This is a genomic window from Aeromicrobium sp. 9AM, assembly GCF_902506105.1.
GTDB lineage: Bacteria > Actinomycetota > Actinomycetes > Propionibacteriales > Nocardioidaceae > Aeromicrobium.
In genome coordinates this window covers 1162822-1187106 of sequence record NZ_LR733303.1, presented here as the reverse complement: position 1 = coordinate 1187106, position 24285 = coordinate 1162822, and the positions used below count along the sequence as shown (strand labels likewise).

Here is a 24285-nt window from a genome sequence, read left to right as displayed (position 1 = left end):
CGGCGGTGGAGGCGGCGGTGGCGGTTCCTGGTAGCCCCGCTCCACACCCTTCACCCAACGAGGAGAACTCATGCTCTGGATCATCATCCTGGCGATCGTCGTCGTGCTCGCGCTGTTCACCGTCTACGCCTTCAACCGACTGCGGCGGGTCGACATCGGTGCCCAGGAGGCGCTCGGCGGCATCGACGTCCAGCTGACGCGCCGCGCTGACCTCATCCCCAACCTGGTCAACACGGTCAAGGGCTACGCGCAGCATGAGAAGGGCGTGTTCGAGGCGGTGACCGAGGCGCGCGCCGGTGCTGCGGCAGCGGCCAAGGGCGGCTCGGTGCAGGACAAGGCCGAGGCACAGGCCAAGCTCGACAAGGCAATCATCGACGTGCTGGCAGTTGCCGAGGCGTACCCCGATCTCAAGGCGTCGGCCAACTTCCAGTCGCTGCAGGCCGAGCTCGCCGACACCGAGAACAAGATCTCGTTCGCGCGCCAGTACTACAACGACGCCGTCGCCAAGCTCAACAGCCTCGTGCGTACGATCCCGTGGCTCCTGTTCACCGGCATCGCCGGAGTGCACGCCCGCGAGTTCTACGACGCCCCGGAGGGCCAGCAGACCCCACCCACCGTCACCTTCTGACGCGTCGGCACCGATTCGGCAATGCCCGTACGCCGGACCGGTCCGTCACCTAGAGTCCTCGGAGCAGACATGGCGTCTGCACTCCTACGATCCGGGGAAAACATGTCTGAAATCCGTTGCCGTACCCACACCCGTCGAAAACGTCGGAAAGGCACGGCGCTCTCGTTGCTCGCGATACCGGCCGGCGTCGCCGTATGGCTCATCCTGTGGAAGTTCGGCTTCATCGCGTCGATCGTCGGCTTCGGCGTGGTCTGGGTCGCCGTGCAGCTGTACGTCCGGGGAGCTGGCGGCGCCATCAGTCGTCTGGGCGCCTTCATCATCCTCGGCATCGTCGTTGTGACGTTGCTGCTGTCGTTCCTCTCCGGCATGGTCTACGACGCCGCGTCCGAGATCGGCGAAGCGAGCGGGTTGTCCACCTGGGAGGCGTTCACGCACGACCAGTTCTGGTCTGTCTTCTGGGATGCGTTTCCCGACGCGCTCCCGACCTATCGGAGCGACTTCCTGATCGCCGCCGCGTTCGGCGCCCTCGGAGCATTCAGCATGTTGCGTGCCGTCTTCCAGCACGCGGCACAGCCGGTCCAGCCGGCGGGCGCGCAGGACAGCGCCGAGTGACCTGAGCTGGCGTTCTGCGGGCCGAGGCAACATTTCCGCAGTGGGTCGCATCTCAGTGGACAGCACGATCCCCTCTGAAGGAGCGACCCATGCGCAAGCTCGCACTCGTCCTCACGACGATCGCCATCGCGATCGTCCCCGCCGCCTTCCTGTCCGAGGCGCAGGCAGCGAGCCGCTATGCGGTCACGCTCAACACCTCCAAGACCGAGATCGCGCAGGGTGATCAGGTCATCTTCTTCGGAAAGGTGTGGCCGACCGCCAAGGGGTGCGGAGGGTCCTCAATCGTCCGCTGAGGGGTCACTTTTCGCCTGCTGACGGGTCAGTTCCGGACGCGGAGTCGCGCAAGATCTGACCCGTCAGCAGGCAATAAGTGACCCGTCAGCGTGAGGTCAGGCGCGGAGGGTGGCGCCGAGTGATCCGGCGGCCGACACGGCTGCCTCGCGCGCGGACTTGATGTCGGCGTCGGTCAGCGTGCGGTCCGGGGCACGGAGACGCAGGGCGAAGGCCAGCGACTTCTTGCCGTCGGGCACCTGGTCGCCGGAGTAGACGTCGAAGAGCCGCACGGACTCGATCAACGGACTCGCGGCGGCGAGCGCCTGGTGAACGGAGGCCGCCGCGACCGAGTCGTCGACGATCAGCGCGAGGTCCTCCTTGGCGACCGGGAACGAGGAGAAGTCGGGGCGTGGCCCGATCTCGGGCGATGCGTCGATCAAGGCGTCCAGGTCGACCTCAGCCGCCGCGACACGTGCCGGCAGGCCGTACGCCTTGAGCACCCGCGGGTGCAGCTCTCCGGCATGACCGATCGTCGCCCCGTTGAGCACGATCGCGGCGCAGCGACCCGGGTGCCACGGCATGACCTGTGCGGGCTGCACCTCGATCTCGACGTGGAGCTCCTCGGCGAGGTGCTGCACGATCGCGATTGCGTCGCCCCACGTGGCCTGGCGTCCCGGCCCGGCCCAGCCGGTGCGGACGCGCTCCCCGCTCATGACCAGCCCGACGTGATGAGGCTGGTCGGGCAACGCGGCTGCGAAGGCGGCGATCTCGTCGTCGGTCGGGCGCCGGTCGACGCCGTAGATCGGCGCCTCGGCCGCGTCTGGCCTCGGCAGGAAGACCCGGCCGGTCTCGGTGATGTGGACGTCGGCGTGTCCGCGACCGATGTTGAGCGCAAGGCTCTTGAGCAGGCCGGTGAGCAGCATCGTCGTCATGCCGGGTTCTTCCGCAGAGAGCGGGTTCTCCAGCAGCACCTGGCGCCGACGCACGTCATCGGCCGGCAGCCCGAGGCGGTCGAAGTCTGCCTGCCCCGCGAACGGGAACGTCTTGACCTCGACCAGGCCGTCGCCGGCGAGGACGGTGCCGACGCGGCGACGCAGCTTCTGCGCCACCGTCAGCCCGCGACCTGCCGGGGCGGTCGGCAGGATCGAGGGCACCTGGTCGTAGCCGACGACACGGAGCACCTCTTCGACGAGGTCGTTGGGGTCGTTGAGGTCGAACCGCCAGCTCGGCGGCGTGGCGGTCAGTGACTCGTGGTCGAGCGCGACGTCACAACCGTTGCGCTCCAGGGCCTCGACCACGTCCGCAGCGTCGATGTCGACGCCTGTCACCCGCGAAGGCAGGCCGATCGTCATGCCGACCGACGGACGCGGAGTCGCCGACCCGACGACCGTGAGACCGTCCTCGATCGTGCCGCCACCGAGCTCGGCGAGCAGGTTCGCAACCCGCTGCGTGGCGCGGGCCGGGAGCTCCGGGTCGACTCCGCGTTCGTAGCGCTTCGACGCCTCGGACGGCAGGTTGTGCCGTCGCGCCGTGCGCGCGATCATCGGCGCCTTCCAGTGCGCGGCCTCGATCAGGATGTCGGTCGTCGTCGAGGAGAGCTCGGTCTCGGCGCCACCCATGACGCCGGCGAGGCTGATCGGCCCGCGATCGTCGGTCACGACGGTGTCATCGGTCGAGAGCGTCCGCACGACACCGTCGAGAGTTGCGAGCTTCTCCCCCTCGTTGGCTCGTCGGACGACGATCGGGCCCTGCAGGCTCGACAGGTCGAAGCCGTGGATCGGGTGGCCGATCTCGAGCATGACGTAGTTGGTGATGTCGACCGCCAACGAGATCGAGCGCATGCCGGCCTGCTCGATGCGCTGCGCCATCCACGCGGGCGTCGGACGGCTCGGGTCGAATCCTGTGACGGCACGAGCAGCGAAGACCGGGCACGCGTCAGGATCCAAGACCGTGACGGGGTAGCCCTCCCCCGCGCCGGTCACCTCGATGTCCGCCGGGTCGGCGAACTCCAACCCGTACGCCAGAGCGGTGTCGCGTCCGACCCCACGCAGCGACAGGGCGTAGGCGCGGTCGGGGTTGACCTCGAGGTCGAGGATCTCGTCGCCCAGGCCGAGCAGCGCGATCGCGTCATCGCCGGGTGCGGCCGAGTCGGCGTCGAGCACGATGATGCCGCTGGCATCGCCGGCGAGGCCGAGCTCGGCGCTCGAGCAGATCATGCCGTCGGACACGTGGCCGTACGTCTTGCGAGCCGTGATCTCGAAGCCCAGCGCCGGGAGCACCGTGCCGGGCAGCGAGACCACGACGAGGTCACCCTCGACGAAGTTGTGCGCGCCGCAGACGATGCCGCGGGCGCCGTCTGCGTCATTGTGCTCGGGGCCGACGTCGACGCGGCACCAGTTGATCGTCTTGCCGTTCTTCTGCGGCTCCTTGACGATCGACAGCACCCGCCCGACGACCAGCGGACCGCTGATGCCGGACGAGATGATCTCCTCGAGCTTGAGGTCGAACTGCGTCAGGCGGGCAGCCAGCTGCTCGGTCGTGACGTCGTCGGGAAGCTGGACAAGCTCCCGCAGCCAGGTGACAGGAACCTTCACAGCTCTACTCCGAATGGCTGGGTGAAACGGATGTCGCCGTCGAACAGGTCGCGCAGGTCCGCGATGTCGTAGCGGGACGTGATCGTCCGGTCGATGCCGATGCCGAAGGCGAAGCCCGAGTAGCGCTCGGGGTCGACGCCGCAGGCGATCAGCACGCGCGGGTTGACCACGCCGCAGCCGCCCCACTCGACCCAGCCCTCGCCCTTGCACGTACGGCAGTCGGCGACGGCGTCCGGCTCGTTGTGGCAGACGTAGCAGAGCAGGTCCATCTCGGCGCTCGGCTCGGTGAACGGGAAGTAGGACGGGCGGAAGCGCGTCGTCATTCCGTCGCCGTAGATCGCCCGGGCGAAGTGGTCGAGCGTGCCCTTGAGGTGCCCCATCGACAGCCCCTCGTCGATCGCCAGGCCCTCGACCTGGTGGAACACCGGTGAGTGCGTGGCGTCGAGCTCGTCGGTGCGGAACACCCGTCCGGGGCACGCGATGTAGATCGGCGGCTGGCGGGTCAGCATCGTGCGCGCCTGCACGGGTGAGGTGTGCGTACGCAGGACCATCGCTGCGCGCTCCGGGGTCACCCAGAACGTGTCCTGCATCGTGCGAGCCGGATGGTCCGGGCCGAGGTTGAGGGCATCGAAGTTGAGCCACTCGGCCTCCACCTCGGGTCCCTCGGCGATCTCCCAGCCCATGGCGACGAAGATGTCGGCGATGTGCTCCGACAGCGTGGTGATGGGGTGCCGCGCACCGACCGGCTGGACGTCCCACGGCAGGGTGACGTCGACGGACTCGGTGACCAGCGCACGCTCCTCCTCGGCCGCCTCGACCTCGGCTGTCTTGGCGGCGAGTGCCTGGTTGATCGCTCCCCTGGCCTGGCCGACCCGCTGGCCGGCGTCCTTGCGCGCCTGCGGCGGCAGGGCACCGATCTCGCGGTTGGCCAGGGCCAACGGCGACCGGTCGCCGACGTGGTCGATGCGCACCTGCTTCAGGGCATCGAGCGTGTCAGCGCCGGCGATCGCAGTGAGGGCCTCGTCGCGCATGCGCTCGACCTCTTCGGCGTGCAACGGAGTGACCTCCACAGGGTCGTACGAGGAATTGGGGGCGGACAACAGCAGACCTGACTCTCGATGACTCGGTCCCGTACGCGTCGGGATCTGGGCCCAGTCTAGTGAGGCGGATCAGTCGGTCATCGTGTCGGGCTCGTTGATCGGGAACCAGGCCCGGATCAGCGCTCCACCGCCCTCGGCGTCGTCGATCTGGATCGTGCCGCCGTGCTGCTCGACGATGCCGCGCACGATGTACATGCCGAGGCCGCTGCCCGCTCCGGGCCCCGCTCGCCAGAACCGGCTGAACACGCGCTGCCGCATCTCCTCGGCGATTCCCGGCCCGTTGTCGTGCACCTCCAGGGACACCCCACCGAGCTGCTCGGCGTCGGCGTTCTGGACGACGATCTCGCGCAGCCCGAAGCCGTGGCGCATCGCGTTCTCGACGAGGTTCGTGACGACCTGCGTGATGCGATCGCTGTCACCCCAGATCAGGTCGAGGTCGTCGCCGATGCTGATCTCGAACGGCTCCGCGGCGCCACCCGAGACGTTGGTGAGCACGTGGCGGACGATCTCGTCGAGCTTGACCGGTCCGCGCTTGAGCGTCAGGCGGCCCGCGTCGATGCGGGCGGCGTCGAGGAGCTCGGTGATGAGCCGGCTCAGGCGGTCCGCGTCGGCGTCGACGGTCTCGAGCATGAACTGGCGCTGTTCCTCGGAGAACTTGTCCCACTTGGTCAGCAGCGTCGAGGTGAAGCCCTTGATGCCGGTCAGCGGCGATCGGAGCTCGTGCGCGACGGTGGCGACGAGGTCGGAGCGCTCACGGTCGCGCTGGTTGCGGACACGGGCGTTGCGGACGCTCACGACGACCCGGCGCACGGGACCGGCCGGTCGCTCCCGCACGAGTGACGCCGTGATGAGGTACTCACTCCCCTTGGGCGACCACCACGCCTGCTCCGAGATGCGCTTGCGGGTCGCGATGCCGTCGTACGGGCGCGTGGTGTCGTACCAGGAGTTGCCGTTGAGATCGTCGAACGGGACGGCCTCGTTGAGGTGCATGCCGATCATCTCGTCACCGTCGGCTCGCGCCATGTCGCGGATCCGCCGATTGACGTACACGACCTTGGCGTCTGGCCCGGCGATGATGATGCCGTCCGGGATGTCGTCAAGGTCCACGAGCCTGAATGTAGTACGAGCAGGGCCGCCGGCACGACCCAACCCGGCGGGTTTCAGCCGGTGGCGCGGGCGCGTGCCGAGGCGTAGAGGCACACCGCGGCTGCCGTCGCGAGGTTGAGGCTCTCGGCGCGACCGTAGATCGGCACCGACACGACGAGATCGGCGAGGGCGCGCGTCTGCTCCGGCAGGCCCCAGGCCTCGTTGCCCATGAGCCACGCGGTGGGTCTCGCGAGATCGAGGTCGTCGTCGAACAGGCTCAGCTCGCCGCCACCATCTGCGGCGAGGACCTGGAGGCCCTGGCGCTGCAGGCGGGCGAGCGTGGCCGGCGTGTCGCGCTCAGTGACGACCGGCAGGTGGAAGATGCTGCCGACCGTCGCGCGTACGGACTTGGGGTTGTAGGGATCGACGCTCTCACCCACGAACACGACGCCCTGCGCCCCGGCGGCGTCGGCGCAACGGATCACGGCGCCGGCGTTGCCCGGATCGCGGATGTCGGCGCAGACCACGAGGAACGTCGGGCTGGTCGCCAGCAGCGCGTCGAGCGAGGCATCGGGCATCCGGCAGCGCGCCACGACGCCCTGCGGCTGGACCGTGTCGGCGACGGACTCGACGACGTCGTCGGTGACGACGTGCCAGCCGACACCGGCCGCCTGCGCTGCGTTGACCAGGTCGGCGTGCTGCTCCGTCGCGACCTCGGTGGCGAACACCTCGACGGTCGCATCCGGGATCGTCAGGGCCTCGCGTACGGCCTGGGGGCCCTCGGCGAGGAACTCGCCGGTCTCGGCCCGGAACGCACGAGTGGCGAGCCGCCGGGTGCGCTTCACGCGTCCTGACCGGACGGTGAGCTCACCGGGCGTGCTCGCCACGTCGTTGGTGTTCAGCTCGGGCGGTGTCGCGGTCAGGCCGCGGCGCCGTCCTTGGGTGCGTTGACGTCAGCCGGAAGGTTGTCCTTCGCGGTCTGGACGAGCGCGGAGAACGCAGCCGGCTCGTGAACGGCGAGCTCGGCGAGGATCTTGCGATCGACCTCGACACCCGCGGCCTTGAGGCCCTGGATGAAGCGGTTGTAGGTCATGCCCTCGGCACGGACGGCAGCGTTGATGCGCTGGATCCAGAGACGACGGAAGTCGCCCTTCTTGGCCTTGCGGTCACGGTAGCTGTAGACCAGCGAGTGAGTGACCTGCTCCTTGGCCTTGCGGTAGAGCCGCGAACGCTGACCGCGGTAGCCCGCAGCGCGCTCCAGTGTCTGGCGGCGCTTCTTCTGTGCATTGACAGAGCGCTTGACGCGTGCCATCTCAGTTCTCCTTCAAGTTTTTCGGTAGATCGGGGGGTGTGCGTGCGGTCAGAGACCGAGCATCTTCTTCACGCGCTTGACGTCGGCCTTGGCAACGTCGGTCGTACCGTCGAGACGGCGCTTGCGCGAGGAGGACTTGACCTCGAGCAGGTGGCGACGGTTGGTCTGCTCCCGGCGCAGCTTGCCGCTGCCGGTGACCTTCACGCGCTTCTTCATCCCCGAGTGGGGCTTGAACTTCGGCATTATGCCTCCATGTCTGGGTCGAGGTTCTCAGAACGCCGACGTGGCTTCTTGGGTGTTGCAGTCTTTTGTGCGGCCTCGCGATGTGCCTTGACCTCTGCGGCCTCGGCATCCTTCTCGGCGGCCTTGGCTGCCGTGGTCTTGACCTTCTCGGCCTTGACCTCGGCCTGGGCCTCGGACTTCTTCTTGTGCGGGCCGAGCACCATCGTCATGTTGCGACCGTCCTGACGAGCGTTGGACTCGATGAAACCGAGATCCTCGACGTCGGCGGCCAGGCGCTGCAGCAGCCGGTAGCCCAGCTCGGGGCGGTGCTGCTCACGACCACGGAACATGATGGTGATCTTGACCTTGTCGCCAGCCTTGAGGAATCGGACGACGTGACCCTTTTTGGTGTCGTAGTCGTGCTGGTCGATCTTCGGACGCAACTTCATCTCTTTGATGATGGTGTTGGTCTGGTTGCGGCGTGACTCGCGTGCCTTCTGGGCGGTCTCGTACTTGAACTTGCCGTAGTCCATGAGACGGCAGACGGGCGGGCGAGCGGTCGGAGCCACCTCGACGAGATCGAGATCAGCTTCCGCTGCCAGTCGCAGGGCATCTTCAATACGGACGATGCCCACCTGTTCACCGCCAGGACCGACGAGGCGTACTTCGGGAACGCGGATTCGGTCGTTGACGCGCAGCTCTGTGGTGATGGATCCTCCTGAGATCGTGTGGGAGGCCAAGAAAAAATGGCCCCCGTACAAAACGGAAGCCACCAGTGGCGTATTCCCGCAGGAATGACGCCGTCGGCCGGTTCGTCGTGCTCGGTGAACCGGCGTAACCCCAAGGTCAAGGACCAAGCAGGTGGGAGGTGGACCTCCACTTCGCCCTCCAAGATATCAGCGCGGCCGTTTATCCACAAAATCGCAACGTTTCCCTGCCCGAAACACGGGCGACGCCGAGCCGAAAACTGCGCGCGTCAGGCTGGCACCATGTTGTGGCGCATCCGTACGACGCTGGCCGACCGCCCGGGGATCCTGGCGGAGATCGCGCTGGCCTGCGGGCGCTCCGACGTCAACATCCTCGGCATGCAGGTCTTCCCGACCAGCTCGGGAGTGACCGACGAGTTCATCGTGAGCGCGCCTGAGGGCTGGGGCGACGTGCAGCTGGCCGAGCTGTTCGAGGAGGCCGGCGGCTCCCACGTCTCGGCCACCCGGGTCAGCGACGACTCCCTGATCGACGCTCCGACGCGATACCTGCAGGGCGTGCACCGGGTGCTCGAGGAGGGCCGCGACGCAGAGGAAGTGCTCCGCGAGCTGCTCGAGACCGAGCCCCCTGACGTCGCCGACTACCGCGGGCACGACGTCCTCGACCTGACCCGCCGCGACGGCACCGTGCTGCGCATCAGCCGGGCGATCCCCTTCACGTCGGTCGAGCGCGCCCGGGCCCAGGCGCTGCTGTCGCTCGTCAGCGACGCCGGCTACGACACCCCACTGATCTCCCCGTCGGCGCACCATCAAGTGCCGATGGTGCGCGAAGCCACCCTGGCCGACATCGAGGCGGTGTCGGCGCTGCACGAGCGCTGCAGCGTCGAGACGCTCTACGACCGCTACCAGGTGCCGCTCCGCATGCCGATGACGACCCGGATGGCCCGGCGCCTCGTCGCGCCGGAGTCCGGTGTCGCGCTCGTCGCACAGGTCGGTCTCGACGTGGTGGGTCATGGTGCGTTGGAGGTGCTCGACTCCGTCTGGACCTTCCAGCTCCTCGTCGAGGACGCGTGGCAGGGCCAGGGCCTCGGCACGATGTTGGTCAAGCAGGCGGCGATCCGTGCCAAGTCGCACGGAGCCGCGCGCCTGACGTTCATCACCGAGGGGTCGAACGACAAGCTGCTGCGCACGGTCGGCAACGCGGGCTTCGTCGCGAGGGTCGAGCGGCACGACGGCAACGTCCACATCACGGTGCCACTGTCGGCCGTACGCTCGTCCGCCGCCGGCTGATCCGCCAAGATTTGGATCCTCATGCACCACCCGGGGCCTCCAGGTGGTGCATGAGGATCCAAATCTTGGGGGGTCAGGCGAGCCAGGCGGCGCCGGCCTCGCTCTGCACCAGGCGGTGACCCGCCGCGAGATGGGCGACATCGTCGGTCTCGACCACGGTGAACGTCGGGTTCGCGATGTCGAGCAGCATCGCCGCTGCGCCTTCGTCGAGCGTCGCACGGGCGGCGTCGCGGCCCAGGATCGGCACCGGCCTGGCGTTGGCGTCCCAGTGCGCCATCGACGCGACGCTGCTGAACGCCAGCAGAGCCTGCCTCCCGTCGGCACCGGTCATCAGCACCGCGGCCATGTCGGCATTCTTGTCCCCGTCGGCCGGCACCTCACCGAGCAGGGCGATGATCGGCACGAACACCCGGGCATCTGCCAACGCGGCCAGCACCGCCAGGTCGTCGCCGAAGGCCGCGGCCAGCAGCGGGTCGACGCCTCCGTCGTCCCCCGGGAACTGCGGACTGGCCAGCGTACGGTCGTGGTTCATGCCGCCAGCCTGCTTCGCAGGTAGGTGACGGCATCCCGGGCGTACGCGCCGTCGGAGCCCTGGATCGCGAACAGCATGACCCGCTCGTCATCATGCGTGACGAGCGTCGGCCAGGGTGCGCCGGTGTTCATCGCGAAGCCCTCGATGTCCGACCACAGGATGCGATGCCGCCGGTAGCCGTTGAGCACCTCAACGCCCTCGTTGTCGGCACGTACGTAGCTGCGGCCGATGCCGTGCAGGAGCACGAGCACCACCACGATGATGATCCACAGCGTCACGTCCTCAGCGGGCGTGAAGTAGATCTCGTCGGGCAGAGCCAGGCCGATCACCACCGTGAGGACGAGCATGATGACGCCCACGCCGTACGCGACGATGCGGGCGCCACCGGGGCGGAACGTCCTCAGATCCGGCACGCCAGGATGTCCGTCACGAGGATGCCGCGGGCGCCGATCTCGTAGAGCGCGTCCATGACCTTCTGGGCGGCGTCGCGGGGCACCATCGAGCGCACCGCGACCCACCCTTCGCGATGAAGCGGCGACACCGTCGGCGACTCGATGCCGGGCGTCAGCTCGACGGCCCGATCGACCTGGTCGACGCGGATGTCGTAGTCCATCATGATGTACGTCCGGGCGACCAGGACGCTGTCGATGCGACGCTTGAAGACCGCAAAACCTTCAGGTTCCGGCGCGCCCTGACGCGTGATCAGCACGGCCTCTGACGACAGGATCGGCTCGCCGAAGACCTCGAGGTCGGCCTGCTTGAGGGTGCTGCCGGTCTCGACGACATCCGCGATCGCGTCGGCGACCCCGAGGCGTACGGATGACTCCACGGCACCGTCGAGGCGTACGACGTCGGCGCTGATGCCGCGCTCGGCGAGGTAGCTCTGCACGATGCCCGGGTAGGACGTGGCGATACGCGTCCCGGCGAGGTCGGCGACGGCCGACATCGCACCGATCGGCGCCGCGAAGCGGAACGTCGATGCGCCGAACCCGAGCGAGATGTTCTCCGCGGCGTGGGCGCCGGAGTCGAGCAGCAGGTCACGGCCGGTGATGCCGATGTCGAGCGTGCCCTCCCCCACGTAGATCGCGATGTCGCGTGGGCGCAGGTAGAAGAACTCGACGTCGTTGTCAGGGTCGAGCGTGACGAGATCCTTGGCGTTGCGGCGCTGGTGGTAGCCGGCCTCGGACAGCATCTGCGCGGCGGACTCGGCGAGCGCACCCTTGTTGGGTACGGCGATCTTGAGCATGGACTTCTCTTCTCAGGAGTTCTGTGACGGTATGGGGAGGCACGGATGGGCGCCGAAGGGCCGATCCGTCACAGATGCGCGTAGACGTCGTCGAGCGTGATGCCGCTGGCGATCATCATGACCTGGGCGTGGTAGATGAGCTGGCTGAGCTCTTCTGCTGTCCGCTCGGCACCTTCGTGCTCTGCCGCCATCCATGACTCGGCCGCCTCCTCGACGAGCTTCTTGCCGATCGCGTGCACGCCGGCGTCGAGCTCGGCGACGGTGCGCGAGCCCTCAGGGCGGCTGGCTGCCTTGTCGGACAGCTCGGCGAAGAGTTCATCGAAGGTCTTCATCGCGGAGCAGTCTATCCGCGCTCCCCAGCGCACGGTCCGCAGCATCACGGGCGCGAGACGGGAGGCAATCCAGAAAGTTCGTCATATTCCTTGACAGGCATATTCTTGTCAGAGAATACTTCTGGCCATGGACACCACATGGGCGGCACTGGCCGACAGCTCCCGCCGGCAGATCATCGGGCTGCTCGCCGAGCGGCCGCGTTCGGTCGGCGTCGTGGCCGACCTCATGGGTCTTCGTCAGCCGCAGGCGACCAAGCACCTGCAGACGCTCGAGCGCTCCGGACTCGCGGTGTCACGCCGTTCCGGCCAGCGCCGCATCTACGCGCTGGAGACCGAGGCGCTCCAGGCCGTCATCGCCGAGCTGGTCCGAGTCGCAGACCTTGCCGAGGCCAACCAGGCGAACCGCGACGCCTTCGACCAGTACGCAGCAGGCGTCGAGAGCGAGTCCACCGCGGCAGGCGACGAGCGCTGGGCCGATGACCGCGAGTACGTCTTCCGCCGCAGCCTTGCCGCACCCCGGCACATCGTCTGGCAGCACCTGACGAACCGCGACCTCCTCCCCGCGTGGTGGGCGCCGGCCGATCTGCGCCTTGCGCTCATCGAGTTCAGCGCCCGCCCCGGCGACCGGGTCGTGCAGGAGTACGCCGACGCCGACGACCACTCGGGCGTCGACGGTGTGATCGGTCGCGCCGAGGGCGTCATCGAAGCCGCGACCGAGGACGAACGACTCTCGTTCCGGCTCGCTCCGGTGCTGCCGGACGGCACGACCGCCTTCACGGCGCACTACACGTACTCGCTCGCCGACGCGGGCGAGGCGACCGATCTCGAGGTTCGGCTGCGCATCAGCGACAGCACCATCCCGTCCGCGGAGTTCATCGCGGGCATCCAGCTCGGCTGGGACCAAAGCCTCGACAAGCTCGCGACGACCGTCGCAGCAGACACCAACAACAGTGAGGAAACGTCATGACCACCAACGGACGCCGCGTCGTCGTCAACATCAGCCTCAGCATCGACGGCTTCTACCACGGCCCCGCCGGCCCGCAGGACATGGGATTTGTGATGCCGCACGCGATCACCGACGTCGCGCGGGACCATCTGACCGGCCTTTGGGAACCGGCGACGACCGCCCTGCTGGGTCGCAACAACGCGGAGGGGTTCATGGGCTTCTGGCCGTCCGTCGCCGACCAGGCTGACGCGGACCCGCGCGATCGCGGCTACGCCGCCTGGCTGCGTGATGCCGAGAAGGTCGTCCTGTCCAGCACGCTCGGCGAGGCACCCTGGGACAACACCCGGGTGTTCAATGAGCCCGCCGAGGACGTCGTCGACCGGCTCAAGGCCGAGGAGGGCGGTGACATCGTGGTCTTCGCGAGCGCCAGCGTCATCAAGGCACTGCTCGCCGCGGACCGGGTCGACCGGCTCTCGTTGATGATCTTCCCCGAGATCCTGGGTGGCGGAGCGCGCCTGTTCGACGAAGGACTGCCTGCCGGATCGTGGGACCTCGCCAGCACCGCGAACGGCGACGGAGTGCTGTCCCTGGCCTACGACCGGGTGCGCGCCTGAACAGCCCCAACCGCGTGGATCGTCCTGCGCGCGCTCGTCGTCAGGCGAGCGTGCGCAGGACGTTCCAGGTGGACAGGGCGGCCTCGACGGCCTCGCGGCCCTTGTCCTCGCGACTGTCGGGCAGGCCCGCGCGATCGAGCGCCTGCGCTTCGTCGTCGCACGTCAGCAGGCCGAAGCCGATCGGCACTCCGGTGTCGAGGGCGACCCGGTTGAGGCCGTCGGTGGCCGCCGCCGAGACGTACTCGAAGTGCGGGGTGCCGCCGCGGATGATCACGCCGAGGGCGATGACCGCGTCGTAGCCGTGCCGGGCGTACGCCTGGCAGAGGATCGGCAGCTCGAACGAGCCCGGTGCGCGGACGAGCAGGACGTCCTCGACCTTGGCGTCCTCGAGCGCGCGCTGCGCCCCGGCGATCAGGCCGTCCATGATCTCGGTGTGCCAGCACGACGCGACGATCGCGACACGCGCGCCCGTCCCGTCGACGAACAAGGTTGGTGCTCCTTGACCGCTCATGCCAGGTCCTCCAGTCCGGGAAGGTCGTGTCCCATGCGCTCCGCCTTGGTCTGCAGGTAGCGCAGGCTGTCCTCGTTGGGCGCGATCCGCAGCGGCAGCCGCTCGCTGATCTTGACCCCGTACGCCTCGAGGGCGATGGTCTTGTCCGGGTTGTTGGTCAGCAGCCGCGCGGACGTGACGCCGAGGTCACGCAGGATCTGCGCGCCGGCGGCGTAGTCACGCTCGTCCTCACCGAACCCGAGCTGCAGGTTGGCGTCGATCGTGTCGGCGCCGGAGTCCTGCAGGGCGTACGCCTGCAGCTTGTGCAGCAGGCCGATGCCGCGACCCTCGTGACCGCGGAGGTAGACGACGATGCCCGCGCCTGCCGTCGTGATCTCGGTCATCGAGAGCTCGAGCTGCGGCCCGCAGTCGCAGCGCCGCGACCCGAAGACATCGCCCGTGAGGCACTCGGAGTGGATGCGGGTCAGGACGTCCTCGGTGCCGGGATCGCCGTAGACCAGGGCGATGTGCTCCGAACCCTCGATCATGTCGCGGAAGCCGTGCGCCGTGAACTCGCCGAACTCCGTCGGGAGCCGGGTCGTCGCGAGCCGCTTGACCTGCGACTCGTGGAGGCGCCGATAGACCTGCAGGTCCTCGATCGACACCAGGGCGATGCCGTGCTCGTCGGCGAACTCCCGCAGCTCGGGTGCCCGCATCAGCGTGCCGTCGTCGTTGAGCACCTCGCCGATGACGCCGGCGGGCGTGAGTCCGGCCAGGCGGGCGAAGTCGACTGCGGCCTCAGTGTGGCCGGCACGTTCGAGCACGCCGCCGTCCTTGGCCCGCAACGGGATGATGTGGCCCGGCTGGTTGAGCTCGAACGGCTCGGTGGCCGAGTCGGCGAGCACGCGGCACGTACGTGCGCGGTCGGCCGCGGAGATGCCGGTCGTGATGCCGTCACGCGCGTCGATCGAGATCGTGTACGCCGTGCGCATCTTCTCGCGGTTGTGCGGGGTCATCAGCGGGATCGCGAGGCGATCGAGGATGTCGCCGGTGATCGGAGCGCAGATGAGGCCGCTGGAGTATCGCACCAGGAAGGCCATGAGCTCGGGGGTCGCCTTGCTCGCGGCGAAGATGATGTCGCCCTCGTTCTCGCGGTCCTCGTCGTCGACCACGACGATGGCCTTGCCGTCGCGGAAGTCCGCGATCGCCCGCTCGATGCTGTCGAGTCGTACGTTCTCATGTTCGGTCATGCCACGTGCCCTTCTGCGCGGGCGCCCAGCAGGCGCTCGACGTACTTCGCGAGGATGTCGACCTCGAGGTTGACCCGGTCCCCCGGGCCCTTGGTGCCGAGCGTCGTCTCGGCCAGCGTCGTGGGAATCAGCGACACCGAGAACCACGGCTCGTCTGCGTCCACGACCTCGACGACTGTCAGCGACGTCCCGTCGACCGTGACCGAGCCCTTGGCTACCAGGTACTTCGCCAGATCGGGCGGCAGCGCGATGCGGACGACTTCCCAGTGCTCGCTCGGCGTACGGTCGAGGATCCGGCCGGTGCCGTCGACGTGTCCCTGGACGATGTGCCCGCCGAGCCGCGCGCCGGCCCTGGTCGCGCGCTCGAGGTTGACCTCGTCGCCGACCCGCAGGTCGCCGAGCGACGTCTTGTCGAGCGACTCCTTCATGACGTCGGCCGCGAACGAGTCGGTGTCCTGCTCCATGACGGTCAGGCACACGCCGCTGACCGCGATCGAGTCGCCGTGCTGGGCGTCGGAGACCACCAGCGGGCCGCGGACCGTCAGGCGTACGGAGTCGCCCAGGTCCTTGACCGCGGTGATCGTGCCCTTCTCCTCGATGAGTCCGGTGAACATCAGTCGAAGTCCTCTCGTTGCATGCGGCCGGGCGTCCCGATGATGCGGATGTCGGGGCCGACCATCGTCAGGTCGTGCAGGTCGATCGGCCGCAGGTCGGCCAGGGTCGTCGCCTCGCCCTCGAGCGCGGCCCGTCCGGAGCCGAGCATCGCCGGGGCGATGTAGCCGATGACCCGGTCGATCACGCCGGCGTTCCAGAATGCGCCGGCGAGCCGGGGCCCGCCCTCGAGCCAGATGTGCCGGATCTGGTTGTCGATGAGCTTCTGCAGCACGACTTCCGGATCTCGGGACTGGACCAAGAGCGTCGGCGCCACGCGGTCGAACACCCGGTAGTAGTTGGGGATCTTGGTCTCGCCCACGACGACGCGCAGCGGCTGCTGGTCGTACGGGAGCGGGATGTCCTTCTCGTCACGCACCGACAGCCGCGGGTCGTCGGCGAGGACAGCGCCGGTTCCCGCCACGATCGCGTCGGACTCGGCACGGAACTTCTGCACGTCACGGCGTGCCTCGTCGCTCGTGATCCACTTGCTGGTGCCATCGGGGGCGGCGCTCAGGCCGTCGAGCGTTGCGGCGTACTTCCAGGTGACGTACGGGCGTCCGGAGGTGACGGCGAACGTCCACTCGACGTTGAGGTCGGTGGCTTCCTCGGCCATGACGCCGGGCTCCACCTCGATGCCCGCTCCCCGGAGCGTCTTGGTGCCGCCGGCAGCCGAACGATCGGGGTCGATCTGGCCGAACACGACGCGGGCGACTCCGGCGTCGATCAGCGCCTGGGCGCACGGCCCGGTGCGACCGGTGTGGTTGCACGGCTCCAGCGTCACGACGGCGGTTGCGCCTCGAGCGGCCTCTCCGGCCTGCGTCAGCGCGTCGATCTCGGCGTGCGGGGTGCCCGCACCGTGATGCACGCCGACCGCGATCTCACTGCCGTCAGCAGCCAGCAGGACGCAACCGACGCGTGGATTGGGGAGCGTACGCCTGACCGCGCGTGCCGCGTCGAGCGCGCGGTGCATCGCGCTGATCTCGGTGTCGGTTGCCATGCATTCCTCCGGGTCGTGATGCGCTCACGCCACCCGGGGTCATCGGCGACGATGTGTCACCGACCGGCCGTGGCGCACAGCGCCGCGACTCATGCTCCTCCCTTCCGGACTTTCACCGTCGGTGCCGGAATTTCACCGGCTCAACCGAAGTCTCATCACGAGGATGGGACCGCGGGTCGCGGACTGTCACCGCCGGCTCGGAATTACACCGACCCCGGAGCACGCGAGCAAAAGTGCTGCTCGTTGTGCTCAAGTCTAGCCGCCGCGTTCCAGTCAGTGCGTGTGACGTCCGGCATGTGACCGCAGCTCGGCCACCATGGCATCGGGGTCGTCGGCACTGAAGACCGCCGAGCCGGCGACGAACGTGTCGGCGCCGGCGTCAGCGCAGCGCTCGATGGTCTCGAGCGATACTCCCCCGTCGACCTGCAGCCAGATGTCCCCGCCGTGCTTGTCGATCAGCGCGCGGGTGCGCTCGATCTTCGGCAGGCAGATGTCGAGGAACTTCTGCCCGCCGAAGCCCGGCTCGACCGTCATGATGAGCACCATGTCGAGCTCGGGCAGCAGGTCCTCGTAGGGCTCGATCGGGGTGGCCGGCTTGAGCGCCATCGACGCACGTGCGCCCTTGGCGCGGATCTCACGGGCGAGCCGAACGGGCGCCTTGGCCGCCTCGACGTGGAACGTGACGCTGCCCGCGCCGGCCTCGACGTACGTTGGCGCCCAGCGGTCGGGGTCCTCGATCATCAGGTGCGCATCGATCGGCTGGGCGGCGACCTTGGCCAGCGCCTCGATGACCGGGGCGCCGAGCGTCAGGTTGGGGACGAAGTGGTTGTCCATGACGTCCATGTGCAACCAGTCGGCACTCGAGATGCGAGCCGCCTCGTCCTCGAGGTTCGCGAAGTCCGACGCCAGCATGCTCGGGGTGATCTGGATGCCCATGCCGCCAGCGTAGTGGTGTGACGCGGGCCGATCAGGAGGTGGCGGAGTCGCGCAGGATGCCGTCGATCACGATGCCGAGCATCGGAGCGGCCTCTTCAGTGGAGATGCCTGATGCATCTGCGACGGTCGCGATGCCGCTGACCAGGCGCATGACCTGACGCGACTCAATGTTGTCGCGGAGCTCGTGCGTGTCGGTCAGGTGACCGACCACGCGCTCGTTGGCGTCGGCGAGCATCTGGCACTTGCGATAGATCGGCGACGACGGATCGTCGAAAGCGGCACTGAGCTTGGCTGCGGCGCCGCGATGCAGTGTCAGGTGCTTGATGAGGTCGGTGAACCACCGCTCGAGCGTCTCGCGTGCCGGGAGGTCGGCCTCGACCGCTGCCTCGCTGTCGGCGAGAACCCGTGCTGACCAGTCGCGCATGAGGGCGTCGATCAGGTCGTCACGGGTCGGGAAGTGGCGGTAGAGCGTGCCCGGTCCGACGCCGGCCCGCTTGGCGATCTCGTCGAGCGACCCCTCGGCGCCACGTTCGGCGAACACCTCGCGCGCGGCCGCCACGAGCTTGTCGTAGTTGCGCTGCGCATCGGCACGGAGCGGCTTGACGCCCTCGTCGGCGGTCGCGGTCTCGGCAGGCGTGACAGGCACCATCGCCGAACCTCCCTTGCTAACCGGAGACATCCTCCGTATAGTCGTCGAAGAACCGGAGCCCTTCTCCGTTCAAGTGTACGACATCGCCGCTCTCCTGGAAGGGAGCCGACCATGACCACCCTCACAACTCCACCCGACACCGGTCGCCGCGCTTCGTACGGCATCGCGATCGTGCTGGTCGCCCAGCTCATGCTGGTGCTCGACGTCACCGTCGTGAACGTCGCACTCCCCCGCATCCAGTCAGACCTCGACTTCTCGCCCGCCGGTCTCTCCTGGGTCCTGAACGGCTACACGTTGGCCTTCGGCGGCTTGCTGCTGCTCGGCGGCCGTCTTGGCGACGTCTTCGGGCGCCTCCGGGTGTTCGAGCTCGGCCTCGGCCTGTTCACGGCCGCTTCGCTCGCGGGTGGGCTCGCGCCGACGCCCGAGCTGCTCGTGACCGCACGCGTCCTGCAGGGCGTCGGTGCCGCGATCGCCGCACCCAGCGTCCTGGCGCTGCTCACGACGTCGACACCGGACGCCGCGTCGCGCAATCGCGCGCTTGCCCTGTTCACCGCAGTCTCGTCGGCTGGCGGCTCCATCGGCCTGATCCTCGGCGGCGCACTCACGGACCTCGGCTCGTGGCGCTGGACACTCGTGATCAACGTGCCGATCGGCATCGGGGTGCTCGCGCTCGTCCGCCGTTTCGTGGACGAGACGGCACGTCGTCCCGGCCGGTTCGACGTCATCGGCGCGGCGACGGCGACGCTGGGCTCTGTCGCCGCTGTCTATGCCTTCATCAACGCGCCCGACCATGGGTGGGACTCGGTCGGCACGATCGGCGGCTTCGCCCTCGCGGCCGCGCTGCTGGTGATCTTCGTGCGCACCGAGCGGAAGGCCCCGCACCCACTCCTTCGGCTCGGGCTGCTGCGCAACCGGCGTCGCGCCAGCGCACTGGTCGTCATGTCCCTGCTCGTCGGCTCGCAGTTCCCGATGTTCTTCCTCCTGGTGCAGTACGACCAGCGGGTGCTGGGCTTCGGTCCACTCGCGTCCGGGTTCGCGTTCCTGCCCCTGACACTCGCGATCTTCGCCGTCTCGCGGATCTCGGCGCGTCTCGTGGGTCGCTTCGGCCCACAGCGGCTGATCGCGATCGGCACGGTCGGCATGGCCATCAGCTTCTTGTGGCTGAGCCAGATCAGCACGAGCAGCGAGTATGTCACCGCGATCCTCGGCCCCATGCTGCTGAGCGGGGCGTCGGCGGGCCTGGCCTTCATGCCGACGACCGTCGCGATCCTCGCGGATGTCGAGCCAGAGCACGCGGGTGCCGCCTCTGGCCTGCTCCAGACGATGCAACAGCTCGGCGGGGCCGTGGGCCTCGCGGTGATCGTCTCGGTCTACGCGTCGGGCGCCGAGCCCGGTGAGGTCGTGCCGGGAGCCGAAGCCGCGTTCCTGACCGCGATGGCCTTCGCCGTGACGGCGTTCCTCATCTCGATGGTCGTGATGCGGTCGCCTCGCAGGGCGGCCGTCCCGGTGTCAGCGCCGGCGTAGGACCGCGCAGAACATCGCATCGGTGCCGTCGATGTGGGGCCACCACTGGTGGGTGGTCTCCACATCGACGTCGTCGCGTCCTGCCGTGACAGCGTCGACCACGCCGCGCGTCTCGCGCACGTGCGGTGAGCAGGTCGCGTAGGCCACGACTCCCCCGGGTCGTACGAGCTCGAGTGCTCGCGTGAGCAGAGCCTCCTGCAGCGGCACAAGGTCGTCGAGGTCGGCCTCGGAACGCCGCCAGCGCGACTCTGGCCTGCGGCGGAGTGCGCCGAGTCCCGTGCACGGGGCGTCGACCAGGATCCGGTCGAACGTCCCGGGCTCCCACGGGCCGCTGCGACCGTCAGCCGTCGTGACGTCCACGTTGTCGAGCAGGCGTACGCCTTGGCGGACCAGCTCGGCCCGATGCTCGAGCACCTCGTTGGCAACCAGCCCTGCCCCGCGCTGCCTGGCCAACGCACCGAGCAGGGCGGCCTTGCCACCCGGGCCTGCGCAGAGGTCGAGCCAACGCGTGTCCTCACCGTCGAGCTCAGCCTCGGCGAGCGTGATCGCCACCATCTGCGAGCCCTCGTCCTGCACGCCGGCCCGACCGTCGCGCACCTGGGGTATCGCGCCTGGGTCGCCACCCTCGTCGAGGATGCGGGCGTACGGCGAGAGGTTGCCGGGCGTGCCAGGCAGCGCGTCGGGATCGCAGAGCCCCGGACGGGCCACGAGCGTGACGCGAGGCGGCGCGTTGTCAGCGGCCAGAAGCTTGTCGATCTGTGCCGCGTGGCCGCCCAGCGCCTCGCGCAGGGCCGTCACGATCCACAGCGGGTGCGACGTGCGTACGGCACGAGCTGCGTCGCCCTCGAGGCCCTCGGTCACGACGGTGAGCCAGCCATCGAGGTCCTTCTGGCCGATCTTGCGGAGCAGGGCGTTCGCGAAGTGCACGGGCTTGTGCCCGATCTCGCGCCGTACGAGGTCGACCGTCTCCGACACCGCTGCGTGCGCCGGGACGCGCATGTTGAGCAGCTGGTGCGTGCCGAGCCTCAGGGCGTCGAGCACCGGCGGGTCGATCGAGGCCAGTCCCTTGCTCGCCACTTGTCCGATGATCACGTCGTACGTGCCCTGCCGGCGGATGGTGCCGTGGACGAGCTCGGTGGCGAAGGCCGCGTCACGGCCCTCGATCTGGTGCTCGGCGAGCATCGCCGGCAGGACCAGGTTGACGTAGGCATCACGCTCGGCGACGGCTCGGAGCACGTGGAATGCGACAGCTCTGGACGGGTCAGTCATGCGAAAGCCGGATCGTCTGGGAACGTGGTTCCGCGGGCCCAGTCGGCGGCAGCCATGCGCTTCTTGCCGAACGCCTGCACCTCGCCGAGCACGAGATCCGTGGTGGTCGTGCCGACCCGGACCTCCTGCTTGCCGATCGACAGCTGACCGGGCACGAGCGTGCGGTCGTCCGCGATCGTGGCCGGGCCGATCTTGACGCGCTCGCCCTCGAGGAGCGTCCACGCACCTGGCGCGGGCGTGCAGCCCCGGATGTGCCGGTCGATGGCGAACGCAGGACGGTTCCAGTCGACGCGCGCCTCCTCGGTCGTCAGCTTGGGCGCGTACGAGATGTTGTCCTCGGGCTGCGGCACCGCGGCGATGTCGCCGTCCTCGATGTGGTCGACGACGTCGACGAGCAGCTTGCTGCCCCAGTCGGCCAGGCGGGCGAGCAGCTCCGCGCTCGTGTCCTCCTCGCGGATCCGCTCCGTGATCGAGCCGAGGACGGGTCCGGCGTCGAGCTCTTCGACGAGGCTGAACACCGTGGCTCCGGTGACCTCGTCGCCGGCCATGATCGCGCGCTGCACGGGAGCGGCTCCGCGCCACGCCGGAAGCACCGAGAAGTGCAGGTTGATCCAGCCGAACTGCGGGATGTCCAGCGCTTCTCGTCGGATCAGGGCTCCATAGGCGACGATCGGGATGCAGTCCGGAGCGATCTGTCGCAGCCGGTCCATGAAGTCGGGGTCGGCCGGCTTCGCAGGCTTGAGCACCTCGATGCCGTGGGCGGCAGCGGCCTCCGCGACGGGAGACGGCCTGAGCGTACGGCCGCGGCCCGCCGGAGCGTCGGGACGGGTGATCACCGCAGCGACATCGTGCCGGCTCGCGACGAGCGCTTCGAGGGACGGGAGGGCGGTCTCGGGCGTACCAGCAAAGACGACTCTCACGGCGTCGAGTCTAGGCGGCAGCGCTGTGCGGCCCGTGGCCGCGGTCAGAGCGACAGCGGATCGACCTGGATGCGCAGGCCCGCCTGCTTGGCGGCACTGCGTTCGGCCGCCAGCGCCGCCAGGGCCGCTGCGAGGGCGGCGCCCTCACGACGTGGTGCGCGCAGGATGAGCCGTTCCCCCGCCTCAGGCGACCGCGGATCGACCGGCACGGGCCCGAGCAGCTCGGTGCGGGGCGTCCAGGTGCGCGCGCTGAGCTCTGCCAGCACTTCGTCAGGACCAGCGACCGTCGCGAGTCGCGCGGTCGGCGGGAGATGTGTCTCGGCGCGGCTCGCCAGCTCTCGTGCGGCGAATCCGGCGGGGTCGGCGCGCACGAGGGCCTGCAGCGTGTGGGCGTCACCGACCGCGACTGCCGTGGCGCCCGGTCCGGCCAGCGCCAGCGCGTTGAACCACCGTCGATGCGACTCCTCCTCGACGCGCACGTCCTCGCGCGCCAGCATGAGCCAGGTGTCGAGCAGGATCACGACGTCGTAGCCGCCGGCAACGTGTGGTTCGGCACCGGGCGTCGCGAGGACGAGGCGCCGGCCGGGCTCGACGTGGTCGAGGATCGTCTGACCACCGGAGGTCACGACCTCGAGGTCGGGGAACGCGCGGGCGAACTCCTCGGCGGTGCGGAGCGCTCCGACGACCGGTGAACGCAGCTCGGTGCCCTGGCAGTGCGGGCAGGCCCACGGGGAGGCCGCCCGCCCGCACCAGCGACACGCGATCGGAGCCGAGGCCGACGGCTGGCCGAGCGGGCCCTGGCACTCGGTGCAGCGGGCGGGTTGGCGACACGTCTGGCAGGACAGCGACTCGCGATAGCCGCGCCGCGGGACCTGCACCAGGACCGGGCCCTTGGCGGCCCGGATCGCGCGGAAGGCCTCCTGCGGGAGGCGAACGGGGGCTGCGCCCGCCGTGGACCCGTCGGTGACCGTGAGTCGAGGCCAGGCGCGGCGACGCTCACGCTGGTCGGCAGTCAGCTCGACGCACCAGCCGCTGTCGATCAACGACTGGCCCTCGGCCGTACGCGCGTGGCCGCCGATCAGGAGGGCCGTCTCCTGGTTGGTGGCGCGCAGCAGGAGCACCTCGCGCGCGTGCGGGTAGGGCGAGCGCGGCTCGGCGAACAGGTCGTCGCCGTCGTCCCACATCGCGACGAGGCCGAGATCGCTGACCGGTGCGAATGCTGCCGCGCGGGTGCCGAGCACGACCTGCACGTCACCACGGGACGCGGCAAGGAACGCACGATAGCGGTCGGCCGGCTCCTCGGCAGCGGTCAGCGCGACGTGGCGGTCCTCGCCGAGCACCTCGGTGAACACCGCGTCCCAGCGTGCGACATCGCGGATGTCGGGCACGCACACGATCGAGCCGCGGCCGGAGCCGAGCGTCGCGAGCACCGCCTCGGCGACCAGCCGGGCCGGGTCCTGACCCGGGAGCGCACTCCACCAGGCCCGCGGCCGCTCCCCCGCACGCAGCGCCGCGACGAAGCCGAGCCCGTGAGCGTACGTCTGCCAGCCCGCGGCACTGCCGACCGGCAGCGCGGTGTCGGGCCGGGTCACTCGTGCCGCCTCAGCCCTCGCGTGTCGCGGCGGGATCGCCAGCCGCAGGACGTCGCCGAGGGTGCCGGCGTATCGGTCGGCCACGGCGCGGGCCAGCGCCAGCACCTCGGGGTGCAGCACAGGCTCGGACGAGACGACCTTGGCCAGGAACGCGAGGCGACCGTCGTGGTCGGTCTTGTCGACCCGCTCGACCACGAACCCGTCGACCAGTCGTCCCGCGAACCGCACCTTGACGCGACAGCCCACGACGGTCCTGGCGTCGAGCGTCGCCGGCACGAGATAGTCGAAGAGCCGGTCGAGGTGGGCCAGGCCGCTGTCGACGACGACCCTGGCCACCGGCCGGATCGAGGCCGCCTCTGGCGCAGGCTTGGCCGCGGGCTTGCGCGCGCGAGTCGTGGGCGCCGGAGGAACCAGAGCCAGCTGCTCGGGACCCTCGTCTGACATCACCGTGCTGTTCTATCAGCCGCCACCCACATCGCCGCACCGTGCGGACGCAGAACAGCCCCCGCCGAG

General features: G+C 69.2%; 27 protein-coding genes and 1 riboswitch. Of the genes, 7 read left to right on the top strand and 20 right to left on the bottom strand.

The features are described 5' to 3' along the window. Positions 1 to 70: 70 nt before the first annotated feature. From BOSE46_RS06025 to BOSE46_RS06015, 3 genes are all read left to right on the top strand, one after another. On the top strand, positions 71 to 628 hold the full coding sequence (locus BOSE46_RS06025) for a LemA family protein (protein WP_159539288.1): 558 nt from the start codon (positions 71 to 73) through the stop codon (positions 626 to 628). Between the two features lie 69 nt (positions 629 to 697). After that, entirely contained in the window at positions 698 to 1240 is a 543-nt protein-coding gene (locus tag BOSE46_RS06020) for a hypothetical protein (RefSeq protein WP_159539287.1), read from the top strand. Between the two features lie 89 nt (positions 1241 to 1329). Continuing rightward, positions 1330 to 1533: a hypothetical protein gene (locus BOSE46_RS06015; RefSeq protein ID WP_159539286.1), complete on the top strand. Its 204-nt coding sequence runs from the start codon at positions 1330 to 1332 to the stop codon at positions 1531 to 1533. 96 nt (positions 1534 to 1629) lie between these two features. Here BOSE46_RS06015 and pheT read toward each other — a convergent pair whose 3' ends face one another. The 7 genes from pheT to infC all read right to left on the bottom strand — a co-directional run bounded on the left by pheT (position 1630) and on the right by infC (position 8600). Continuing rightward, a complete protein-coding gene (gene pheT / locus BOSE46_RS06010) occupies positions 1630 to 4107 on the bottom strand; it encodes a phenylalanine--tRNA ligase subunit beta (RefSeq protein ID WP_159539285.1) in 2478 nt (825 codons plus the stop codon). Further along, on the bottom strand, positions 4104 to 5207 hold the full coding sequence (pheS, locus tag BOSE46_RS06005) for a phenylalanine--tRNA ligase subunit alpha (protein ID WP_159539284.1): 1104 nt from the start codon (positions 5205 to 5207) through the stop codon (positions 4104 to 4106). The genes pheT and pheS overlap by 4 nt, the downstream gene beginning before the upstream one ends. A gap of 69 nt (positions 5208 to 5276) precedes the next feature. Next, positions 5277 to 6314 (bottom strand): ATP-binding protein, encoded by a 1038-nt coding sequence (locus BOSE46_RS06000; RefSeq protein WP_159539283.1) that lies wholly within the window; start codon positions 6312 to 6314, stop codon positions 5277 to 5279. Between the two features lie 53 nt (positions 6315 to 6367). Then, positions 6368 to 7138: an RNA methyltransferase gene (locus BOSE46_RS05995; RefSeq protein ID WP_236551622.1), complete on the bottom strand. Its 771-nt coding sequence runs from the start codon at positions 7136 to 7138 to the stop codon at positions 6368 to 6370. Positions 7139 to 7212: 74 nt separating this feature from the next. Further along, positions 7213 to 7605 carry a 50S ribosomal protein L20 gene (gene rplT, locus BOSE46_RS05990; protein WP_056214223.1) on the bottom strand — a complete coding sequence of 131 codons (393 nt, stop codon included), beginning with the start codon at positions 7603 to 7605 and terminating at the stop codon, positions 7213 to 7215. Positions 7606 to 7653: 48 nt separating this feature from the next. Beyond that, positions 7654 to 7848 (bottom strand): 50S ribosomal protein L35, encoded by a 195-nt coding sequence (rpmI, locus tag BOSE46_RS05985; protein ID WP_159539279.1) that lies wholly within the window; start codon positions 7846 to 7848, stop codon positions 7654 to 7656. Then, positions 7848 to 8600: a translation initiation factor IF-3 gene (infC, locus tag BOSE46_RS05980; RefSeq protein WP_371415503.1), complete on the bottom strand. Its 753-nt coding sequence runs from the start codon at positions 8598 to 8600 to the stop codon at positions 7848 to 7850. Before infC ends, rpmI begins: the two co-directional genes overlap by 1 nt. Before the next feature lie 216 nt (positions 8601 to 8816). Here infC and BOSE46_RS05975 point away from each other — a divergent pair, with 216 nt between their 5' ends. Further along, the gene (locus tag BOSE46_RS05975; RefSeq protein WP_159539277.1) at positions 8817 to 9821 is read left to right on the top strand and encodes a GNAT family N-acetyltransferase; all 1005 of its coding nucleotides are present in this window, start codon (positions 8817 to 8819) and stop codon (positions 9819 to 9821) included. Positions 9822 to 9894: 73 nt separating this feature from the next. Here the strand turns inward: BOSE46_RS05975 and BOSE46_RS05970 are convergent, their stop codons facing one another. From BOSE46_RS05970 to BOSE46_RS05955, 4 genes are all read right to left on the bottom strand, one after another. Next, complete coding sequence (locus BOSE46_RS05970) at positions 9895 to 10353, bottom strand: SseB family protein (protein ID WP_159539275.1); 459 nt, start codon at positions 10351 to 10353, stop codon at positions 9895 to 9897. Then, positions 10350 to 10766: a PH domain-containing protein gene (locus BOSE46_RS05965; protein WP_159539273.1), complete on the bottom strand. Its 417-nt coding sequence runs from the start codon at positions 10764 to 10766 to the stop codon at positions 10350 to 10352. Before BOSE46_RS05965 ends, BOSE46_RS05970 begins: the two co-directional genes overlap by 4 nt. Beyond that, the gene (gene hisG / locus BOSE46_RS05960) at positions 10754 to 11599 is read right to left on the bottom strand and encodes an ATP phosphoribosyltransferase (protein ID WP_159539271.1); all 846 of its coding nucleotides are present in this window, start codon (positions 11597 to 11599) and stop codon (positions 10754 to 10756) included. Before hisG ends, BOSE46_RS05965 begins: the two co-directional genes overlap by 13 nt. A 68-nt stretch (positions 11600 to 11667) precedes the next feature. After that, a complete protein-coding gene (locus BOSE46_RS05955; protein WP_159539269.1) occupies positions 11668 to 11931 on the bottom strand; it encodes a phosphoribosyl-ATP diphosphatase in 264 nt (87 codons plus the stop codon). A gap of 127 nt (positions 11932 to 12058) precedes the next feature. Between BOSE46_RS05955 and BOSE46_RS05950 the strand changes: the two genes are divergently transcribed. Together BOSE46_RS05950 and BOSE46_RS05945 are read left to right on the top strand one after the other, a co-directional pair. Continuing rightward, positions 12059 to 12898, top strand: coding sequence for a metalloregulator ArsR/SmtB family transcription factor (locus BOSE46_RS05950; RefSeq protein WP_159539267.1), 840 nt, complete (start codon positions 12059 to 12061; stop codon positions 12896 to 12898). Then, positions 12895 to 13491: a dihydrofolate reductase family protein gene (locus tag BOSE46_RS05945; RefSeq protein ID WP_159539265.1), complete on the top strand. Its 597-nt coding sequence runs from the start codon at positions 12895 to 12897 to the stop codon at positions 13489 to 13491. The genes BOSE46_RS05950 and BOSE46_RS05945 overlap by 4 nt, the downstream gene beginning before the upstream one ends. Before the next feature lie 40 nt (positions 13492 to 13531). Here the strand turns inward: BOSE46_RS05945 and ribH are convergent, their stop codons facing one another. The 6 genes from ribH to BOSE46_RS05915 all read right to left on the bottom strand — a co-directional run bounded on the left by ribH (position 13532) and on the right by BOSE46_RS05915 (position 18467). Further along, positions 13532 to 14002 carry a 6,7-dimethyl-8-ribityllumazine synthase gene (ribH, locus tag BOSE46_RS05940; RefSeq protein ID WP_159539264.1) on the bottom strand — a complete coding sequence of 157 codons (471 nt, stop codon included), beginning with the start codon at positions 14000 to 14002 and terminating at the stop codon, positions 13532 to 13534. After that, positions 13999 to 15231, bottom strand: a complete 1233-nt coding sequence (locus BOSE46_RS05935) for a bifunctional 3,4-dihydroxy-2-butanone-4-phosphate synthase/GTP cyclohydrolase II (RefSeq protein WP_159539262.1) — start codon at positions 15229 to 15231, stop codon at positions 13999 to 14001. Before BOSE46_RS05935 ends, ribH begins: the two co-directional genes overlap by 4 nt. Then, complete coding sequence (locus BOSE46_RS05930; RefSeq protein ID WP_159539260.1) at positions 15228 to 15845, bottom strand: riboflavin synthase; 618 nt, start codon at positions 15843 to 15845, stop codon at positions 15228 to 15230. The genes BOSE46_RS05935 and BOSE46_RS05930 overlap by 4 nt, the downstream gene beginning before the upstream one ends. Then, positions 15845 to 16882: a bifunctional diaminohydroxyphosphoribosylaminopyrimidine deaminase/5-amino-6-(5-phosphoribosylamino)uracil reductase RibD gene (gene ribD, locus BOSE46_RS05925; protein ID WP_159539258.1), complete on the bottom strand. Its 1038-nt coding sequence runs from the start codon at positions 16880 to 16882 to the stop codon at positions 15845 to 15847. The genes BOSE46_RS05930 and ribD overlap by 1 nt, the downstream gene beginning before the upstream one ends. An 88-nt stretch (positions 16883 to 16970) precedes the next feature. Further along, positions 16971 to 17108, bottom strand: a riboswitch (FMN riboswitch). A gap of 47 nt (positions 17109 to 17155) precedes the next feature. Beyond that, on the bottom strand, positions 17156 to 17818 hold the full coding sequence (gene rpe / locus BOSE46_RS05920; RefSeq protein WP_159539256.1) for a ribulose-phosphate 3-epimerase: 663 nt from the start codon (positions 17816 to 17818) through the stop codon (positions 17156 to 17158). A 31-nt stretch (positions 17819 to 17849) separates the two neighbouring features. Then, positions 17850 to 18467, bottom strand: a complete 618-nt coding sequence (locus BOSE46_RS05915; RefSeq protein WP_159539254.1) for a TetR/AcrR family transcriptional regulator — start codon at positions 18465 to 18467, stop codon at positions 17850 to 17852. A 111-nt stretch (positions 18468 to 18578) separates the two neighbouring features. On the opposite strand from BOSE46_RS05915, the gene BOSE46_RS05910 reads away from it, so the two are divergent. After that, positions 18579 to 19991, top strand: a complete 1413-nt coding sequence (locus tag BOSE46_RS05910; protein WP_159539252.1) for an MFS transporter — start codon at positions 18579 to 18581, stop codon at positions 19989 to 19991. Here BOSE46_RS05910 and BOSE46_RS05905 read toward each other — a convergent pair. From BOSE46_RS05905 to BOSE46_RS05895, 3 genes are read right to left on the bottom strand one after another with little or no spacing between them, the layout of a single operon-like run. Beyond that, a complete protein-coding gene (locus BOSE46_RS05905) occupies positions 19977 to 21260 on the bottom strand; it encodes an RsmB/NOP family class I SAM-dependent RNA methyltransferase (RefSeq protein WP_159539250.1) in 1284 nt (427 codons plus the stop codon). The two genes, BOSE46_RS05910 and BOSE46_RS05905, sit on opposite strands and share 15 nt — an antisense overlap. Beyond that, on the bottom strand, positions 21257 to 22180 hold the full coding sequence (gene fmt, locus BOSE46_RS05900; RefSeq protein WP_159539248.1) for a methionyl-tRNA formyltransferase: 924 nt from the start codon (positions 22178 to 22180) through the stop codon (positions 21257 to 21259). Before fmt ends, BOSE46_RS05905 begins: the two co-directional genes overlap by 4 nt. A gap of 44 nt (positions 22181 to 22224) precedes the next feature. Continuing rightward, the gene (locus tag BOSE46_RS05895) at positions 22225 to 24216 is read right to left on the bottom strand and encodes a primosomal protein N' (RefSeq protein WP_159539383.1); all 1992 of its coding nucleotides are present in this window, start codon (positions 24214 to 24216) and stop codon (positions 22225 to 22227) included. Between the last annotated feature and the right edge of the window lie 69 nt (positions 24217 to 24285).